This is a genomic window from Bradyrhizobium sp. UBA2491, assembly GCF_002341725.1.
Lineage (GTDB): Bacteria > Pseudomonadota > Alphaproteobacteria > Rhizobiales > Xanthobacteraceae > Bradyrhizobium.
The window spans coordinates 124,857-142,461 of record NZ_DDOP01000015.1; the positions used below are offsets into that span (position 1 = coordinate 124,857).

The following is a 17,605-nucleotide window of genomic DNA, read 5'->3' on the forward strand; positions in this document are numbered from 1 at the left end:
AAACCCCGCCTCGCGCGGGGTTTTTCTTTTGTGACGCGATGATCGCGGCAGCGTGCGTGCCGGACCGCGATCATGATCCTACCAGTTGCGGAAGCAGTGGCGACCGAACGGACCCGAATGCCAGCCGAGCGGACAATTATACATCGGACGGCAACCGCCATAGGGACCGCGGTGCCAACCCGGACCGCAGCCGCCGGCAACGCGAATGGTGTTGTCGGAGGCGGCCTGGGCCTGGTCGAGCGACGCCACCGGCATGGCCTGGGAGGCGGATATCGCCACTAGGCCGAGACCGAGCGCCAGCACGGAAGCAGCAATGATCTTCATGAGCAGTCCTCGCCGTTGAAACCATCGCCCCTTCAAATAAGTCTCGCTCAAACATCCAGCGGTTCAATCACCAGCGGCGACGGTGATGATGGCGCCAGTGACGGCGGTGCCAATGCCTGCGGTGCCAGTGCCGATGATGATGCCAGCGCCGATGGCCATGATGCCAGTGCACCTGCTCGGGCTTCAGGTGATCGACCTCGTCCCTCGTGGTGACGGCCGGATGTGCATCGCTGTTCGCTGACGCCGGCGTATCCTGGCTCAGCGGAAGCGGCGCGAGCGGCGCCGCCTGTGCAGTCACAGCGAGCGTCGCGACACCGGCGGCGACACCGAATGCCATCTTCAGAAAGTCCCTGCGTTCCATGAGAGTTTCCCTTTGTTGCTGAGTTGGACGTTGCTGGGTTGGACCAACTGCATCGCAAGCTTTTGCGCGGCGACCTGAACGCTTGCTGAACCGCGCGATCACGTTTCATGGAACCCGATGGATCGTTGCTCACATTCGCGGTGGTGGCGTCGCACAACGATCACGCCGCCGCATCGTGGCCGTCATGCCGATTCCGCTGATGTGTCCCATGACGGAACGGGGCTAGCATGGTCGCGTCGCGAACCGATCGAACACCGCATCGCAGGGAGGCCACCATGAAGCCAGGACAACCGGTCAAGGATGCCAGTCACCTCTACGAAGTCGAACGTCGCGCCATGCACGCCGCCCGCCCAGGCTTCCGCATCATGGAATTGCAACTCTCGCCGACCCAGAAGGTGCCGTGGCACACCCACAACAACATCTCCGACACCTTCTATGTGCTGGAAGGCCAGATGCGGCTGTTCCTGCAGGAGCCGAAGGAGGAGGTGAATTTGAAGGTGGGCGAGGTCTATGCCGTGAGGCCAACGCGCCCTCACCTCGTCACCAATGCCGGCACATCCTCGCTGACCTTCCTGATCCTGCAAGGCGTCGGCGAATACGACTACGTGCCGCTGGCGTCGAAGTAGCGCTGCCCCTTCGTCTGTCGTCCCGGCGAAAAAGCGGAACCCGGTTGCGAGAAGGCGAAGCTGTATTCCCCCTCTGCCGTCATCGACCGGCTTCGACCGGGCGATCCAGTACGCCGCGGCTTCTCCGCTCACGCACTGGCGTCTGTGGAATACCGGATCACCTGCACGCGCATGCACGGGTGATGACATCGAGCAAGCTGCATCACCGGGCAATATGCGAGCCGTCCGCGTGAAGCGGTGCCTCAATCCGAACGAGTCTGCATCAATCGCTCGGCGGCTGGACGAAACGGAGCGCGCATGCACGACGCGCTCCGCGTCACATCTCATTGCGTCGCCTGTCAGCGAACGATCGTCAGCCTACTGGCAGGGATAGCGCCGGCCGTCCTTGCCCTGGAACGTGCCAGTGCCGGGATCGTAGGACCGGTAACGCTGGGCGCAATATGCGTTGTGCTGCTGCGCGGCTGCGGCCGCCTCCTGCTGAGCAGCCGCGTTGGCAGCGCCGGCAACGATGGCGCCGCCGATCAGGCCGCCGATCAATCCACCAACCGCACCGCCGCCTCCACCACCGTCGCAATAGCCATGATGGCACCAGACCTTGTGCGTGGCCGACGGAACCTGTGCCTGCATTTCGCTCGGCAGCAATGGTGCGGCATACGCTGGGAGAGACGACGCGAGCACTGTGACTGACATCACAACAACAGATAAACGAGAGGGCACGAGACAACTCCATTTCCAAAAAGCAGAACATCCCGATTACCGTACTCGTACGGATAATCAACCCCGGAAGTTTGGTTCCATGGGGACGAACTTCCGATTGCATCGTGGCGCGATGTTTGCTCGCAAGCACGCGGCCGCAAATGCACGGCTCCGAGCGACGAGTTACGTGACCCCGATCACATCAGCTTCAGCGGCGCGTCGTGAACCAAACGAAGATCGATGTTACCGATCAAGCGCGCACGGCGCGCTTCGGCGGCGCTGATGGCGGCCTCGGTCTGCCGCAGCGTGCTGACATTCGATCCGAGCGACACGATACCGCCGAGCACCAGCGCGATCGATCCGAGTGCCGCGGTCTCTCCGGAGCCCAATAGGCCGAGCAGCGTGACGAGCAGCAGCACGAACCCGCCCGCGATCGCCACCTTCGAACCGAGGATGATCCTGCGCGATCGTTCGGCGCTCTCGGCGAGTTCCTCGATCTGCGTCTCGATCTCGGAGATCTCGTCGATCGGATCGTCATCGGTCATCAGACTGAAACCTGTAGGGCGGCTTACGCGGAAGCCATAACCCGCCGCCGATCATGCCGGGCGAAGTGGGTGGGTCACGCTTGCGCTCACCCACCCTACGCTGCCGTTACAACGGCAGATTGTCGTGCTTCTTCGCCGGGATCTCGACCTTCTTGTCCTTCAACATCGCCAGCGCGCGGGCGATGCGCTTGCGCGTCGAATGCGGCATGATGACGTCGTCGATGTAGCCGCGCTCGGCGGCGATGAAGGGCGACAGGAAGCGGTCTTCGTATTCCTTGGTTCGCGCCGCGATCTTGTCGGGGTCGCCGATATCACTGCGGAAGATGATCTCCACCGCGCCCTTGGCGCCCATGACAGCGATCTGCGCGGTCGGCCAGGCATAGTTCATGTCGGCGCCGATCTCCTTCGACGCCATGACGTCGAACGCGCCGCCATAGGCCTTGCGAGTGATGATGGTGACGAGCGGCACCGTGCACTGCGAATAGGCGAACAACAGCTTGGCGCCGTGCTTGATCAGGCCGCCATATTCCTGCGCGGTGCCCGGCAGGAAGCCCGGCACGTCGACGAAGGTCACGATCGGGATGTTGAAGGCATCACAGAACCGCACGAAGCGCGCAGCCTTGCGCGAGGCGTCGGAGTCGAGCACGCCCGCCAGCACCATCGGCTGGTTGGCGACGAAGCCGACGGTGCGGCCGGCAATGCGTCCGAAGCCGGTGACGATGTTCTTGGCGAAGGTCTCCGAAATCTCGAAGAAGTCACCCTCGTCGACAACCTTGAGGATCAGCTCCTTCATGTCGTAGGGCTTGTTGGGATTGTCGGGGATCAGCGTGTCCAAGGACATGTCGACCCGGCCGATGTCGTCGAAGCTCGGCCATTCCGGCACGCCGTCGGTGTTGTTCGACGGCAGGAAGTCGATCAGCCGGCGCATCTGCAACAGCGCATCGACGTCGTTCTCGAACGCGCCGTCGGCGATCGAGGAGCGCGTCGCATGCACCGATGCGCCGCCGAGTTCCTCCGCCGTCACCACCTCGTTGGTCACGGTCTTCACCACGTCCGGGCCGGTGACGAACATATAGCTGGTGTTCTTCACCATGAAGATGAAATCGGTCATCGCAGGCGAATAGACGTCGCCGCCGGCGCAGGGGCCCATGATGACGGAGATCTGCGGGATCACGCCTGACGCGATGACGTTGCGGCGGAACACATAGGAATAGCCCGCGAGTGCCGCGACACCCTCCTGGATGCGCGCGCCGCCGGCGTCATAGAGGCCGATGATGGGCGCCCTCGCCTTCATCGCCATGTCCTGAAGTTTTGTAATTTTCAGCGCGTGGGTCTCGGACAGCGAGCCACCAAACACGGTGAAATCCTTGGCGAAGACGAAGGTCTTGCGGCCATTGACGGTGCCCCAGCCGGTGACGACGCCGTCACCGGGAACCTTGTTCTTCTCCATGCCGAACTCGGTCGAGCGGTGCTCGACGAACATGTCGAATTCCTCGAACGAGCCCTTGTCCAGCAAAAGCTCGATGCGCTCGCGGGCGGTCAGCTTGCCGCGGGCGTGCTGCGCCTCGATGCGCTTTTCGCCGCCGCCCAATTTCGCGCCGGCGCGCCGCTCTTCGAGGGTGTCGAGGATGTCTTTCATTTGTTTCCGCCCGTGTTAGCTACAGTCCGCGCCCCGGCCGAGGCCGGGATGCTTCGTTCGGAATGGCTTTAGCACGGCCATTTCGGAACCGGAAAGGCGCTTGTGAACGGTACCCGGCGCAAAAACGGTAGGATTTTCCGACATCTGGGGAGACGGCGATGACTGACACGACCACCACCGAGACCGGCGCGGCGACCGGCGGGGTCCGCACCCTGCTCCGGCTGGAGGGGCTGGTGCTGTTCGTCGGGATGACCGTGCTCTATTACAAATGGGAGGGCTCCTGGCTGATCTATGTCCTGCTGTTCCTGGTGCCGGACTTGAGCTTTGCCGCTTATCTGATCAGCCCGCGGGCCGGCGCCATCGCCTACAACGCCGCCCACACCTACCTGGCGCCGGTCGCGTTGATGACGCTCGGTTTTGCCGGCGAAGGGCCGCTGGTGCTCTCGATTGCGATGATCTGGCTTGCCCATATCGGGATCGACCGTGCGCTCGGCTACGGACTGAAATATTCCAGAGGCTTCGGCTACACCCATCTCGGGCGGATCGGGAAAGCGAACGAGCCGGCGTAGCGACACGGCATTGTCTTGAAAGCGTCGTGCGCGGCACGGCGCTGCAAGCAGGCGCGGCGCAAATTAGCCGTTGTTGATTTTTCGTTAAGGGTCTAGGTTCGCACTGCGCAGCTTTTTTCTAAATTCGTTCTACAGCAGCTTTTCATTGACGGAGGTTGGCATGAACGCACGCATTTCCTGGCAGCGCCCATTTGCGATCATTCTGTCATTTGCGTTTCTATCGCTTGGCCACCAGGCGCAAGCTGCGACCTACACGAGCTCCTCGGCGTTTGCGGCGGCCACCACCGGGCTGACGGTCGAGAATTACGGCAGCTACAGCGCCGGAACGTTGGTTCCGCAGGGATCGACGCTGGGCGGCCTGACCTATTCATTCAGCACCGCAGCCGGATTGGGTGGCATCATCACCAACCAGTTCAATTCGTTCTCCGGAACGAGCCTCGGTGCAGTGCAGAGCAACGGGGATCAGTACTTCTACGGCAATGACGGCTTCACTGTCACCTTTGCGAGCCCGATCACGGCGGTCGGCATTTTTGCGAACGTCAATCCCGGCACGACCTTTCTGTTGAGCACGGCCGCCGGCTCCGTGGGTCAGACGGTGAATACCTACGACACGATCACCTTCGGTTTCTTCGGCATCACGTCAGCGACACCGTTCACCTCGGCGACATTCTTCTCGCAGAACGTGGACTCGACCTTCAATATTCCGGAGATCGAATTCGCCGTCGCCGCGGTGCCCGAGCCCGCCACCTGGGCGATGATGATCCTCGGCTTCTGTGGGCTCGGGTTGATGGCGTACCGGCGCCGGCGCACCACGTTGCGTTTGACCTGACCGCCGAGCGTCGCCGCAGCCGGCAGCCGGCGGCGGTCACGCGAACCGCCTTGCGAACACCACGCAGGCCACGACCAGCAAGGTCGCTGCGATCATCGACCACGCCACCGGCTCATGCAGCAACAGTCCGGCCAGCGCGAGGCCGAAGAACGGCTGCAACAACTGCAACTGACCGACGCTGGCAATGCCGCCGATCGCAAGGCCGCGATACCAGAACACGAAGCCGACCAGCATGCTGAAGATCGACACGTAAGCGAGCCCGAGCCACGCCGGCACGCCGATGCCGTCCCAGCTCGGCGGCAACGTCATGATCGTCAGCAGCAGCGTGACCGGCACTGAGAGCACCAGCGCCCAGGAGATCACCTGCCAGCCGCCGAGCCGCCGCGACAACGCCGCGCCTTCGGCATAGCCGAGGCCGCAGGCGATGATCGAAGCCACCATCAGCAGGTCGCCGGTCAGCGAGGCCGATCCGTCGTTCGACAGCGCGAACGCGCCGACCACGGCACTGCCGATGCAGGAGAACAGCCAGAACAGCGGCTTCGGCCGCTCGCCGCCGCGCAGCACGCCGAAGATCGCGGTCGACAGCGGCAGCAGCCCGATGAACACGATCGAATGCGCCGAGGTGATGTGCTGGAGCGCGAGCGCGGTCAGAAACGGAAAGCCGATCACGACGCCGAGCGCGACGATGCTGAGCGACACCAGGTCCCTGCGCTGCGGCCAGGGCTGCCGCAGCACCGCAAGCAGCACGGCGCCGAGCACCGCCGCGATCACAGCCCGCGCCGAGGTCAGGAACAGCGGCGAGAACCCGCCGACCGCAACGCGGGTGGCGGGCAGCGAACCACTGAAGATGATCACGCCGAGCAGGCCGCTGCCCCAGCCGTCCAGCGACGCGCCGTTGCCTGCCGTGCGCCAATTCGTCGGCCGCGTCCTGCCCTGCCAGGTCTTTCCCGGCAGCGTCTTCGAATCGCTCATCGCACACCTCGTCTTTCGCAAGGCAGGATAGCGGCGTCGGACTCGCCAAGGCAGAGACGGATCAGTACAATATCGCCACACTGTATGGGTAAAGATAGGCATACACTTGCGATCACAGTCCAATGCGCCGAAGGCGACCCGTACCACTGAGGTGATGAACGCGATCCGCGCCAAGGTGGCGAGCCGGGCGCTTGCCGCCGACGACCGCCTGCCCTCGATCCGCAGCTTCGCCGCGACCATGGGCGTTTCGCCGTCGACCGTGGTCGAGGCCTATGACCGGCTCGCCGCCGAGGGCTTGATCCGGGCGCGGCCGGGCTCCGGCTTCTATGTCTCGTCCGCCGCGTTGCCGCCGCTCGCGCTCACCAAGGACCAGCCGCAGCGCGACCGCGCCGTCGATCCGTTCTGGGTGTCGCGGCAGTCGCTCGACGCCGGCAGCGGCACGATGAAGCCGGGCTGTGGCTGGCTGCCGGCCGACTGGATGCCGACCGATGCGCTGCGGCGCGCGTTCCGCGGACTGGCGCGGGCCGATGACGCGATGCTCGCCGACTACGGAGCGACGCGCGGCTCGCTGACCTTGCGCCGCATGCTGATGGCGCGGTTCGCCGACGAGGGGCTCGAGGTCCCATCGGAGCAATTGCTGCTCACCGCCTCTGGGACGCAGGCGATCGACCTGATCTGCCGCTTCCTGCTGCGGCCGGGCGACACCGTGCTGGTCGACGACCCCTGCTATTTCAATTTCCGTGCGCTGCTGCGCGCCCATCAGGTCAGGCTCGTCAGCGTGCCCTACACGCCGTCAGGGCCCGATGTCGAAAGCTTCGAGGCGGTGCTCGCGGCCGAGCGGCCGCGGCTCTACATCACGGTGTCCGGACTGCATAACCCGACCGGGGCGACGATGTCGCCGCAGACCGCGCACCGCGTGCTGAATGCGGCGGCCGCCTTCGATCTCACCATCGTCGAGGACGATATCTTCGCCGATTTCGAGCCGGAGCCGTCGGCACGGCTCGCCGCGCTCGACGGCCTCAACCGCGTGATCCGGATCGGCAGCTTCTCCAAGACGCTGTCAGCCTCATTGCGCTGCGGCTTCATCGCGGCGCGCGCCGACTGGATCGAGGATCTCGCCGACTTGCAGGTGGCGACCGGGTTCGGCGGCCCGAGCGCCGTCGCCACCGAGATTATCGCAAGCGTGCTGGCGAGCGGCTCCCATCGCAAGCATGTCGAGGAGCTGCGCCGGCGGCTGGCGCGCGTCCGCCGCGACGTCGGCGAGAAGCTGCAACGCATCGGCATCGAGCCGTGGCTGATGCCGCGCGGCGGCTTCTATCTGTGGTGCCGATTGCCCGCCGGCTGCGACTCCGCCGACGTGGCGCGCTCGGCGCTCGCCGACAACCTCGTGCTGGCGCCCGGCAACGTGTTCAGCGCCTCGCAATCCGCCGCCGCCTTCATGCGCTTCAACGTCGCGCAATGCCGCGATCCGAAGCTGATGCCGGCATTGCAGCGCGCGCTTCGGCGCTGAGTCGAATGGCGACCGCGACGGCGCTGCGTTCCCTCGCCCACTCTTGCGGTAGGGCAATCGCGTATGCGCTCGATCTCCCCGCAAACTCCGTCATGCCCGGCCTTGTGCCGGGCATCCACGTTTTGGTTTCCGCGTGACAAGGACGTGGATGGCCGGGACAAGCCCGGCCATGACGAACGTGGAGGTAGCAAAGCAAAGCCGCTCGCGGCCATATGCGATTGCCCTGGCTCTTGCGGGGCGAGGTGAAGTGGCAGCGCGCTATTTCTCCCCGACCTTGAAAGGCTCCTCCTTGCCGGGCGGCACGGTCTCCTCGGCCATCGCCAGGATCATCGCGACCATCACGTAATTGCCGGCGACCGCGGTGAGGTCGACGATCTGCTGATCGTTGAAGATCTTCTTGGCGCGCGCATAGGTCTCGTCGGAGACCTTCTTGGTGGTGGTGAGCTCGGTGACGAAGTCGTACACGACGGCCTCGTCCTCGGCCATTTTCGTCGGGCGGTTGCCAGCCTTGAGCTCGGCGATCACGTCGGCCGACAGCCCGGCCTTGGCCGCGAGCGGCGCATGCGCGAACCACTCGACCTGCGAGCGCCACTGCCGGCCGATGATCAGGATCGCGAATTCATTGAGCCTGGTCGGGACCGAGGTCTGCCAGCGCAGGTAATAGAACAGGTCATAGAGCCGCTGGCCGAGCACCGGGCTCCTGATCATCGGATTGTAGGGACCGCCGATGCCGACGCTCGACACCTTCATGATCGCTTCGCCGAGCGGCTTCTGCTGGTCGTTGAGCTGGTCCATGGTGAGCTGCGGAAAGCGCGGCTCCTTGCTGGTGGCCGGTGCCGCGAACATCGTGGCGGCGAGCCAGCCGCCGGCCGCGGCCAGCGTGAGCGACGACAGCCAGACCGATGCTGAATGCATGATTTCCTCCGTTTGGTTTATCGGAGGATGCTAGATGCGGCGCACCTCGAACGCAAAGCGTTTGGGCGCAGGTCAGCTCGTCACAGCGCGACGATATCGGTCAGGCATTGCTGCGTGACGCTCATCCGCGCGTCGATCTGCGCCTGGGTCTTGCAGTCCATGTTCATCGCGAACACGGTGATGTCGTTGCCCTTCTCGGACCAGCCGACCAGCCAGCCGAGCGAGCCGTGCTCCTTGTCGGTCAAACCGGTCTTGACGCGAATGACGGCGTCGCCGACCTTGGTGACGGGGAGAATGTCGCAGACCAGCTGCTGGCTGCGCTTGCCGACCGGCAGCACGCCACGCCGCAGCCGGTCGAGGAAGTCGATCTGCTGCACCGGATCGATGCGCAGACTGCCCGTCACCCAGAACTGGTCGATGCCGCCGCCAATGTCGCGATTGCCGTAGTCGATGATGTCGACATACTTCTTCATCCGCTCCTCGCCGATCCGGCGCGCGATCTCCTGGAACACCGGAAACGCCGACGCCGCGATCGCCGAGCGCAGCGTGTGATCCTTGTTCCAGGCCTCGATGCTGCGGATGACGCCGTCCCACTTGAAGACGTCCTTGTCGGGATCCTGCACCACGCCGGTCTCGAGCGCGATCAGCGCATTCGGGATCTTGAAGGTCGAGGCCGGCAGCTTGCCCTGCCCCGAGCGAACCTTGTCGCTGGCGATGATCAGATAGTCGTCGATCTTGTAGCCGACGAAGGTGCCCTCGGTGCCGAGATCGAAGAACCGCTTTTGCAGGTCCTCGCGAAACTCGCTGCGCTGGTACGACACATTGGCGAAACTGCGCGACGGCAGGACGGCGGCAGCAGCAAACAGACCGAGCGCATGGCGGCGATGGATCACGGGAAACCTGGGCTGGTTCGGGTTGGCGACGATGGTGGATGCCATCGTGGTGAAAGGATGGCAATGAGGATTAGCGCGCCCGGCCCGACATCCGCAGCACGAACACCAAGACCTCGGCAACGGCCTTGTAGAGGTCGGCCGGGATCTCGTCGCCGAGCTCGACATTGGAGAGCGCGCCCGCCAGCACCTCGTTCTCCTCGACCGGGATGTCGTTGGCCTTGGCGACCTCGATGATCTTGGCGCCGATCGCGCCCTTGCCCTTGGCCACCACGCGCGGCGCGCCGCCATGGTCGTAATGCAGCGCGACCGCGAGCTGGTTCTTGGTCTCGCTCATGACGCGCGATCCAGGAAATGGCCGGCGCGCGCGGGCACCGGCTGCGGCGGGCTGCCGTCGCGGATCTCGATATCGCCGGGCGTCAGCTCGGCCCTGGTCAGCGCCTGGCTCAATTCGGCGGAGCCGGCGCGCAACTGCGCGGCAGTCGACGGCCGCTCGGCCCACATCCGCACCGAGGTGCGCTCGCCGTTCAGCGAAACCAGCGCATGCACCGGTCCGGCCGGCTCGACGTCGAGCGTGAAGCGCGCCCGCCACACCCGGTTGGCGGCTTCGACCTCAGTCCCGCCGCCGTCGCGCGAAATCTCGAACTGCGCCATCGCAGTGCCCTGCTGGGTCAGGAACGGGATCTCGAAATTCCAGCGCGGCAGCATGGCGTCGAGCTGCGCCCGCGCGGCATCATTGTGGCCCGGCAGCGAGGCGACCTGTAGCAGCGTCTGCCGCGCCAATGCGGCATCGGTATCGTCCAGCAGGCGGTGCACAGCGGCCGCGAGCGGCGTGCCCGGCGCGATCGAAGGCTCCGCGACGGCCTGGGCCGACGGCAGCGCGCCGTGAAACGGCGGCGGCGGCGTGTTGCCGCGCGCGGGCACGTCGCCGGGCAGCATCACCTGCGGCCCGGCGCCCTGCCGCGCCGGATTGCCGAGCTCATGCAGCGCTTCCTGGATCAGATTGAGCGCGCCGCCCGACGATGGGCCGGCATCGAGCGCATCCGCGAGCGCGCCGGCAAGCCCGGTGGCGCCGCGGGCGAGATCATCGGCGACCGGTACGCGGGCCTGCGGCAGCAGGATTTCCTGAACCTCGGGTTCGGGCGATGCCGGCGGCACAATGCTCGGGGCAGCGCCGGCGCCGGTGGACGCCGGTTGCTGGAGCGGCGTGGATGCGGGCTTGGCCGCATCGCCAGCGCCGAGCGAGGTCAAAGCCTGGCGCAGCATGATCAGCGCGGCCTTCAGATCGGGCGCGCTGCCGCTCGCGGGCACGGCGCCGGATGCCAGCGTCGCCTCGAACAACAGGCCGGATTTCTGCAAGCCGGCCTTGATACCATCGCCACGCAGGTTCTCGTCGAGGCTGGTCTGTTGCGCCAGCACCTGCGCGATCGCGGCCTGTAGCCTGGGCGGCAGATTGGCCGCGGCAACCACAGCGAGATTGGCAAACAGCGGCGCCTGGCTGCCCTGGATGGCTGCCGCATGCTGGGCCGTCGCCGTGATCGTGATGCGCTCCAGCGGCGTCAGGACGACGTTCGGCGTCGCGGTGACAGGCTGGGAAGTCGCGTTGACGACGGCTGCTCCCGGCGACAGCCGGACGGCATCGCCGGCGTTGGCGCCCGGTCCGACCAATTGCAGCCGAATGCCGTCACTGTTCTGCGACACCGCAAGTTGCAGGTTCTGGCCCTGCTGCAACGGCACCTCGGTCTGGACGTCGATCGACAGGCTTGCGATCGCGATCCGCACCAGATCGGCGGACAGCACCTTGAGCACCTGCGCATTGACGACGCTGCCAGCCTCGAGGTTGAGCTCTGGCGCGACGCTGCCCGCCTCGCTTGAGGCACGCACCGGCAGCACGGGATTGATGGCGACAGCCATGTCGGAGGTCTCGGCCAGGCGGCAGGATCGGGCCGCAGGCTAGCCCGGTGCCGTAAACCCCTCGTTAACCCGCGGCCGGATTGAGCTCCCTGAGGACCCCGGCGGCAGCCTTGAAATCGACCAGGCGGGCGGCGCGGCGGGCCGCGACCTCCTCGTCGACGCCCCATTTCTCGGTGTTCCAGTCCTCGTCGACATGGGCGGCAGCCCAGACCTGGTCCTCGTCGCGGACACGATGGGTCAGCGCCAGCGCCAGCAGCGCCGAGCCGGTCAGCGTCGTCACCACGTGGAGCGCGGCGACCGACCAGGGATCGGTCGGGAACGCGGCGCGCGCCGCCTTGATCGCGGGCTCCGGCTGGCCGACATACATGACCCCCTCGGCCATCACGAAATGGGCGCCGAGCGCATCGGCCGCCCAGAACAGGATCGGGTCCCAATGCTCGGCCTCGCGCGCCACCAGCGTATCGGGATGGCCAGCGCGATAGAACAGCAGGTCGCTGCCGAGGAATTTGGCGGCGTCGTCGGCCACCTCACCGGCCCGATCGATCACCCCCTCGATCACGCTGTTGGCAAGCCGGGTCATTGGCATGGTCGTGGGATCGATGCTCTCACCCTGCGCGTTCCATTCCGCCGCGACCGTATCCGCGATGACGCGGGTCGGCACCACGATCGGCTTGCCGGATGGCGAGCGGATCGGCTTGCCGTCGAGCATGATCGAAAATCCACCGTCGGTCTCAGCGACGCCGGCACTGCTATAGAACCGCTTGCGCTGCGGCGTGCGGATGTGGCGCCGCACTGCCTCCTGCGGGTCGAGCGGAGATTGGTCTGGGACGTCATCGAACAGTTCGCGCATCGCGCCGGCCGGCTTTCGTTTCAAAGGGTTTCCCTGCAAGATAGGCCACCGGCAGGGGCAAATAAAGCTGATGGGACGCAGCAAATTCCTCGCGGGTTTTGCGCTCGTTACGGCGAGTTTGGCCGCCGCCACGGCCTGCGCCGGGTTCCGCACGCCGGAATCGCTGATCCGCAACGTCTACGCCCATTATGGCAAAGGCAGCGCCGCGTTCTCGAATGGCCTGCCGCGCGACGAGGACACGGCCCGGCAATTCTTCGATCCCAGCCTGCGCGGCGCCTGGACCGCCCTGCACGACGCGCCCTATGATTTCCTGGTGCAGAGCCCGAGCTGGCGGATCGGCCCGATCTCGATCGCAACGCCGCGGCGGCAGTTCGACAGGACCGACGTCACTGTGACGTTCGACAATGAGGGCCGCGCCGTCTCGCTCAACTTCATCGTCGTCAACACACCCGAAGGCTGGGTGATCGCGGATGTCGAGAGCGCGCATGATTCCTTACGGATGTTTCTGGCGCAGTTCAGGCGTTGATCGCGATCGGCGGCACGGCACATGACACGATCGGCAACATCGAAAAAATTTCTCACGATTGCCTGCGTGTCTTCGTATCTCCGCAATTCAGTCCGGGAATGGCTCATCCGATTGATCGCTCAGCAGGTTTGAACACCGCGCGCAGTTCTGCGTCGAAGTGCCGCAAGTTTCTGTCATCTGCGCGTTAAATACCTGCCAGATTACCGCAACAACGCGCGGCTAGCCTCACATCACCAAACACAAGCTTTGTCGACCATCGTGGTCGCAAGACGTGGAACGATGTCATGCCTGACGTCGGTCCCGCGCTTGCGCGCCCGTGGCGACGCATTGGCGGGGCGGCGTGGCACGACGACTTTCGACCGTTAGTTGTGTCATTGCCGCGGCATGCCTCGGGCTCGCAGCCAGCGGTGTGACGTCCTGGCTCCGCGCAGCGGGCTTGCAGGATGCGGCGCAGACGCGACAGGACGTCTGTGCCCGGCCCGAGATCGGAAGCGTGATCGCAGAACCGGTGGAATTGCGCAGCCGCGACGGCGTGCTGGAAACCGACCTCACCATCCACGACGAGCGGCGGCCCGATGGAACGGCCCGCTACTGCTACCTGACAACGGATGGCAAGCCGTCACCGACGCTGCGACTGAAGCCGGGCGACCAGCTCGTCATCCATTTCAAGAACGACCTGGTCGACCTCGACACGACGCCGGCGATCGACCGCGCGCTCGCCGGCGCACCGATCTGCACGACGCGAAAGCAGGTCGACGCCTGCACGAGCGGCGCGATGACGCCGATCTCCACCAATCTGCACTTCCACGGACTGACCGTGCCGCCGGTCTGTCACCAGGACGACGTGCTGAAGACCTCGATCCAGCCCGACGACGCGCCGTTCGACTACCGCCTGCGGATTCCGGACGACGCGCCGCCGGGCCTCTATTGGTATCACCCGCATCTGCACGGCTTCAGCAAGACGCAGGTGCTCGGCGGAGCCTCCGGCGCCATCATCATCGAAGGCATCGAGCGCGCCGATCCACAGCTCGCCGGCCTGCCCGAGCGCGTGGTCGTGATCCGCGACCAGGATCTCGTCAACCCGGACGCGCCGCCGTCGAAATTCGAGCCGGTCATGACCAAGAGCCAGCTCGACAGTGACGGCGACGTCGCCAATTCCGGCACCGGCTTCGGCAAGCCGTCGAAGGATCTGTCGGTCAATTTCGTGCCGGTGCCCTATCCGGACTATCCGCCGGCTCAGCTCAAGATGAAGCCGGGCGAGCGGCAGCTCTGGCGCGTGCTGAACGCATCCGCGATCACCTATCTCAACCTCGCCCTGCTGGTCGGCCGCGCGCCGCAGCGGATCGGCATCGTCGGCCTCGACGGCGTGCCGCTGCAATTCCAGGGCAGCCCGTCGCCGCCGGTGCAATGGGTCAACCATATCGGCCTGCCGCCGGGATCGCGCGCGGAGTTCATCGTCGAAGGTCCGCCAGCCGGTGCCTCGGCCTTGCTGGTGACCCGCGCGGTCGACACTGGTCCCGCCGGCGAAAACGATCCCAACCGCGCGCTGCTGACCATCACATCCGCCGTCGATGCGGCCGAACCGCAGGCCGCCCTCCCCGTGCACGCCGAACCACTGCCACGACCGGAACGGCCATGGGTCGGCGACGTCGCGCCGGTACGCGTCCGCAAGCTGTTCTTCTCCGAACAGCCGGAAAATCCCAACGACCCGAACAGCCCGACCAGGTTTTTCATGACCATCGACGGCGAGACCCCGAAGCCGTTCGATCCAAACTCCGACGTGCCAGACATCATCGCGCGACAGGGCGACGTCGAGGACTGGATCATCGAGAACCGCTCGACGGAGCTCCATGATTTCCACATCCACCAGCTTCACTTCCAGCTGCGCGACTGGTCCGGCATCGCGGTCAACGAACCGTTCCTGCGCGATACCGTCAACGTGCCCTATTACAACAGCCGCATGCTGAAATATCCGAGCGTGCGCCTGCGCATGGATTTTCGCGATCCCAACATCGTCGGCACCTTCGTCTACCACTGCCACGTCCTCGAGCACGAGGACGGCGGCATGATGGGAACGATCCGGGTGGTGCCGCGCGACACCGCAAGTTCGACCAAGCCTATCAACCAGCAAAAAGGAGAGCTTTGATGCGCGACAAGCGGAAGTCACGTTGGCTGCAGGGTTGTCGTCTGACCCTCAGCGCACTGGCGCTGGGCCAGTTCACCGCGAGCCCCGTCCTCGCACAGGAATGGGAACACCACCACGGTGGGCACGAGACCCTGACGCCGATCAAGCACGTTATCGTCATCATCGGCGAGAACCGCAGCTTCGACCACGTGTTCGCGACCTACGTGCCCGAACGCTCCGGCGAGAGCGTGATGAACCTGCTGTCGCAGGGCATCGTCAAGCTCGATCCCAGCAAGAACGCGATTCCCGGGCCCAATTTCGAGAAGGCGCATCAGCAGGCGGCCATGGATAACGGCCCGAACGACGCGTTCTTGCTCAGCCCGCCGAAGCAGAACTTCCCGAAGGACCAGCTGCCGTCTCCGCTGGTCGGCGGTCCCAAGGTGTCCTACATTCCCAACAAATGCGGCAGCTCGCCGATCACCACCTGCGAGGCATCGCTCGTGCTCGCGCAGCAGTCGGAATCCGGCCTGCCCTCCGAGTACTACCAATATCTCCTGACCGGCGGCACCGGCCAGACCTCGCATACGCCCGACCAACGCATCAACGATGTCAACACGCTGCCGGCCGGTCCTTTCCAGATCACCAACGGCGGGACGATGCCCTACGACGCCTATTCGGCGAGCCCGGTGCATCGGTTCTACCAGATGTGGCAGCAGATGAACTGCAACCACTCGGCGGCCAGCCGCGACAACCCGTCCGGCTGCGGCCACAATCTGTTCGCGTGGGTCGAGGTGACCGTCGGCGCCGGTGCCGACGGCGCGACGCAGCCTTCCAACTTCTCGACGGAATACTCGCCGACGGCAACGACCACGGGCGAAGGTTCGACGGCGCTCGGCTTCTACAACGTGCAGAAGGGCGACGTGCCGTATTTCAGCTCGCTCGCGCAGAAATATGCGATGAGCGACAACTTCCACCAGTCCGTCAACGGCGGCACCGGGGCCAACCACATCATGTTCGGCCATGCCGACATGATCTACTTCAGCGACACCTACGGTCACGCTGCCGTGCCGCCGAACGGCACGCAGGTTTTCGGTGGCACGCCCGATGCCGGTATCGTGCATGAGATCGAGAACCCGAATCCGGCGCCCGGCACCAACAACTGGTACACCGAGGACGGCTACGGCTCGGGCGGCAATGGCGGCTATCCTCCGCCCTACTCCACGAGCCCGGTGTCCGGTGGCGGCTCCTACAGCGACTGCTCGGATGCGACCCAGCCCGGCGTCAAGCCGATCCTGGACTATCTGAAGAACATCCGGATCAACCCGAATTGCGAACCGGGCCACTATTATCTATTGAACAATTACAACCCGGGTTACTTCGGCAACGGCAAGAACGCCTACACCGACACCAACCCATCCAACACGCCGTTCACGATCCCGCCGTCGACCCGCAAGAGCATCGGCGACAGCCTGAACGAGCGGGACATCTCCTGGAAGTACTACGGCGACCAGTGGAACAACTACGTCAACGACCCCTATCAGCTCAACTGGGGCGTCGCCGGCCCGACCGCGGACGAGTACTGCAACATCTGCAATCCGTTCCAGTACGACACCTCGATCATGTCGCACCCGGAGCAGGTCGCAGCCCATATCAAGGACTCGGTTGATCTGTACTCCGACCTCTCCAAGCACACGCTGCCGGCGGTCTCGATCGTCAAGCCGAGCGGGTTCACCGACGGTCACCCGTCGTCGTCCAAGCTCAATCTGTTCGAAGGCTTCGCCAAGAAGATCGTCGACCAGGTCCAGGCCTCCGACTACGCCAAGGACACCGCAATCTTCATCACCTTCGATGAAGGCGGCGGCTACTACGACTCCGGCTATGTGCAACCGCTCGACTATTTCGGCGACGGCACGCGGATTCCGCTGATCGTGGTCGCGCCGTTCCTGCGCAAGGGTCACATCTCGCATGAGTATGCCGATCACGTCTCGATCATCAAATTCATCGAGCGCAACTGGCGCCTTGAGCCGATCACCCATCGCAGCCGCGACAACTACCCGAACCCGGTTGCAGCGCCGAACAATCCCTACGTTCCGGTCAACAGCCCGGCGCTCAGCGATCTGTTCGACTTCTTCGACTTCGACGATGGCGGCCATCACCATGGTGGCGGCTGGGATCAGGACGGCGGCGGCTGGGAACACTGACCTCCACGCCTGACGACACATTGCCGCCGGTCCGAAAGGGCCGGCGGTTTCTTTTGCGTCTGGCATGCCCTTGATCTTGCCCGCGCGGACCGGGACACTTGGCCGGCAATGCC

18 protein-coding genes are annotated in these 17,605 nt (G+C 65.0%); 7 read left to right on the plus strand and 11 right to left on the minus strand.

The window, feature by feature from the left end:
* Positions 1-78: 78 nt before the first annotated feature.
* Both B2W55_RS04405 and B2W55_RS04410 read right to left on the minus strand, forming a co-directional pair.
* The gene (locus B2W55_RS04405; protein ID WP_024578619.1) at positions 79-324 is read right to left on the minus strand and encodes a GCG_CRPN prefix-to-repeats domain-containing protein; all 246 of its coding nucleotides are present in this window, start codon (positions 322-324) and stop codon (positions 79-81) included.
* Between the two features lie 67 nt (positions 325-391).
* Entirely contained in the window at positions 392-685 is a 294-nt protein-coding gene (locus B2W55_RS04410; protein WP_024578618.1) for a twin-arginine translocation signal domain-containing protein, read from the minus strand.
* Between the two features lie 275 nt (positions 686-960).
* Here B2W55_RS04410 and B2W55_RS04415 point away from each other — a divergent pair, with 275 nt between their 5' ends.
* A complete protein-coding gene (locus B2W55_RS04415) occupies positions 961-1,311 on the plus strand; it encodes a cupin domain-containing protein (RefSeq protein ID WP_024578617.1) in 351 nt (116 codons plus the stop codon).
* Between the two features lie 357 nt (positions 1,312-1,668).
* Here the strand turns inward: B2W55_RS04415 and B2W55_RS04420 are convergent, their stop codons facing one another.
* The 3 genes from B2W55_RS04420 to B2W55_RS04430 form a co-directional block, all read right to left on the minus strand.
* Positions 1,669-1,938, minus strand: coding sequence for a BA14K family protein (locus B2W55_RS04420; protein WP_024578616.1), 270 nt, complete (start codon positions 1,936-1,938; stop codon positions 1,669-1,671).
* Positions 1,939-2,204: 266 nt separating this feature from the next.
* Complete coding sequence (locus B2W55_RS04425) at positions 2,205-2,552, minus strand: hypothetical protein (RefSeq protein WP_024578615.1); 348 nt, start codon at positions 2,550-2,552, stop codon at positions 2,205-2,207.
* A gap of 106 nt (positions 2,553-2,658) precedes the next feature.
* Positions 2,659-4,191, minus strand: a complete 1,533-nt coding sequence (locus B2W55_RS04430) for an acyl-CoA carboxylase subunit beta (RefSeq protein WP_024578614.1) — start codon at positions 4,189-4,191, stop codon at positions 2,659-2,661.
* A 158-nt stretch (positions 4,192-4,349) separates the two neighbouring features.
* On the opposite strand from B2W55_RS04430, the gene B2W55_RS04435 reads away from it, so the two are divergent.
* Positions 4,350-4,760 carry a DUF4260 domain-containing protein gene (locus tag B2W55_RS04435; RefSeq protein WP_024578613.1) on the plus strand — a complete coding sequence of 137 codons (411 nt, stop codon included), beginning with the start codon at positions 4,350-4,352 and terminating at the stop codon, positions 4,758-4,760.
* A 160-nt stretch (positions 4,761-4,920) separates the two neighbouring features.
* Positions 4,921-5,589, plus strand: a complete 669-nt coding sequence (locus B2W55_RS04440; protein WP_024578612.1) for a PEPxxWA-CTERM sorting domain-containing protein — start codon at positions 4,921-4,923, stop codon at positions 5,587-5,589.
* Between the two features lie 36 nt (positions 5,590-5,625).
* On the opposite strand, the gene B2W55_RS04445 is transcribed toward B2W55_RS04440, so the two are convergent.
* Positions 5,626-6,561 carry a DMT family transporter gene (locus tag B2W55_RS04445; RefSeq protein ID WP_024578611.1) on the minus strand — a complete coding sequence of 312 codons (936 nt, stop codon included), beginning with the start codon at positions 6,559-6,561 and terminating at the stop codon, positions 5,626-5,628.
* A 154-nt stretch (positions 6,562-6,715) separates the two neighbouring features.
* Here B2W55_RS04445 and B2W55_RS04450 point away from each other — a divergent pair, with 154 nt between their 5' ends.
* Entirely contained in the window at positions 6,716-8,071 is a 1,356-nt protein-coding gene (locus B2W55_RS04450) for a PLP-dependent aminotransferase family protein (RefSeq protein ID WP_024578610.1), read from the plus strand.
* Positions 8,072-8,329: 258 nt separating this feature from the next.
* Here the strand turns inward: B2W55_RS04450 and B2W55_RS04455 are convergent, their stop codons facing one another.
* The 5 genes from B2W55_RS04455 to B2W55_RS04475 form a co-directional block, all read right to left on the minus strand.
* Positions 8,330-8,986: a carboxymuconolactone decarboxylase family protein gene (locus tag B2W55_RS04455; protein WP_024578609.1), complete on the minus strand. Its 657-nt coding sequence runs from the start codon at positions 8,984-8,986 to the stop codon at positions 8,330-8,332.
* A gap of 80 nt (positions 8,987-9,066) precedes the next feature.
* Entirely contained in the window at positions 9,067-9,879 is an 813-nt protein-coding gene (locus tag B2W55_RS04460) for a penicillin-binding transpeptidase domain-containing protein (RefSeq protein WP_024578608.1), read from the minus strand.
* Between the two features lie 70 nt (positions 9,880-9,949).
* On the minus strand, positions 9,950-10,213 hold the full coding sequence (locus B2W55_RS04465; RefSeq protein ID WP_024578607.1) for an EscU/YscU/HrcU family type III secretion system export apparatus switch protein: 264 nt from the start codon (positions 10,211-10,213) through the stop codon (positions 9,950-9,952).
* On the minus strand, positions 10,210-11,790 hold the full coding sequence (locus B2W55_RS04470) for a flagellar hook-length control protein FliK (RefSeq protein ID WP_024578606.1): 1,581 nt from the start codon (positions 11,788-11,790) through the stop codon (positions 10,210-10,212). The genes B2W55_RS04465 and B2W55_RS04470 overlap by 4 nt, the downstream gene beginning before the upstream one ends.
* Positions 11,791-11,854: 64 nt before the next feature.
* Positions 11,855-12,640 carry an ATP12 family chaperone protein gene (locus B2W55_RS04475; RefSeq protein WP_024578605.1) on the minus strand — a complete coding sequence of 262 codons (786 nt, stop codon included), beginning with the start codon at positions 12,638-12,640 and terminating at the stop codon, positions 11,855-11,857.
* A 70-nt stretch (positions 12,641-12,710) separates the two neighbouring features.
* On the opposite strand from B2W55_RS04475, the gene B2W55_RS04480 reads away from it, so the two are divergent.
* From B2W55_RS04480 to B2W55_RS04490, 3 genes are all read left to right on the plus strand, one after another.
* A complete protein-coding gene (locus tag B2W55_RS04480; protein WP_024578604.1) occupies positions 12,711-13,166 on the plus strand; it encodes a hypothetical protein in 456 nt (151 codons plus the stop codon).
* Positions 13,167-13,659: 493 nt separating this feature from the next.
* The gene (locus B2W55_RS04485) at positions 13,660-15,312 is read left to right on the plus strand and encodes a multicopper oxidase family protein (RefSeq protein WP_204368028.1); all 1,653 of its coding nucleotides are present in this window, start codon (positions 13,660-13,662) and stop codon (positions 15,310-15,312) included.
* Positions 15,312-17,492: an alkaline phosphatase family protein gene (locus tag B2W55_RS04490; protein WP_024578602.1), complete on the plus strand. Its 2,181-nt coding sequence runs from the start codon at positions 15,312-15,314 to the stop codon at positions 17,490-17,492. The genes B2W55_RS04485 and B2W55_RS04490 overlap by 1 nt, the downstream gene beginning before the upstream one ends.
* Positions 17,493-17,605: the final 113 nt, after the last annotated feature.

Coding starts and splice junctions, on each gene's coding strand:
- B2W55_RS04425 (WP_024578615.1), bottom strand. CDS start 2,552: ATGACCGATGACGATCCGATCGACGAGATCTCCGAGATCGAGACGCAG.
- B2W55_RS04470 (WP_024578606.1), bottom strand. CDS start 11,790: ATGGCTGTCGCCATCAATCCCGTGCTGCCGGTGCGTGCCTCAAGCGAG.
- B2W55_RS04430 (WP_024578614.1), bottom strand. CDS start 4,191: ATGAAAGACATCCTCGACACCCTCGAAGAGCGGCGCGCCGGCGCGAAA.
- B2W55_RS04445 (WP_024578611.1), bottom strand. CDS start 6,561: ATGAGCGATTCGAAGACGCTGCCGGGAAAGACCTGGCAGGGCAGGACG.
- B2W55_RS04420 (WP_024578616.1), bottom strand. CDS start 1,938: ATGCAGGCACAGGTTCCGTCGGCCACGCACAAGGTCTGGTGCCATCAT.
- B2W55_RS04475 (WP_024578605.1), bottom strand. CDS start 12,640: ATGCGCGAACTGTTCGATGACGTCCCAGACCAATCTCCGCTCGACCCG.
- B2W55_RS04450 (WP_024578610.1), top strand. CDS start 6,716: ATGAACGCGATCCGCGCCAAGGTGGCGAGCCGGGCGCTTGCCGCCGAC.
- B2W55_RS04410 (WP_024578618.1), bottom strand. CDS start 685: ATGGAACGCAGGGACTTTCTGAAGATGGCATTCGGTGTCGCCGCCGGT.
- B2W55_RS04490 (WP_024578602.1), top strand. CDS start 15,312: ATGCGCGACAAGCGGAAGTCACGTTGGCTGCAGGGTTGTCGTCTGACC.
- B2W55_RS04415 (WP_024578617.1), top strand. CDS start 961: ATGAAGCCAGGACAACCGGTCAAGGATGCCAGTCACCTCTACGAAGTC.
- B2W55_RS04455 (WP_024578609.1), bottom strand. CDS start 8,986: ATGCATTCAGCATCGGTCTGGCTGTCGTCGCTCACGCTGGCCGCGGCC.
- B2W55_RS04480 (WP_024578604.1), top strand. CDS start 12,711: ATGGGACGCAGCAAATTCCTCGCGGGTTTTGCGCTCGTTACGGCGAGT.
- B2W55_RS04440 (WP_024578612.1), top strand. CDS start 4,921: ATGAACGCACGCATTTCCTGGCAGCGCCCATTTGCGATCATTCTGTCA.
- B2W55_RS04435 (WP_024578613.1), top strand. CDS start 4,350: ATGACTGACACGACCACCACCGAGACCGGCGCGGCGACCGGCGGGGTC.
- B2W55_RS04465 (WP_024578607.1), bottom strand. CDS start 10,213: ATGAGCGAGACCAAGAACCAGCTCGCGGTCGCGCTGCATTACGACCAT.
- B2W55_RS04405 (WP_024578619.1), bottom strand. CDS start 324: ATGAAGATCATTGCTGCTTCCGTGCTGGCGCTCGGTCTCGGCCTAGTG.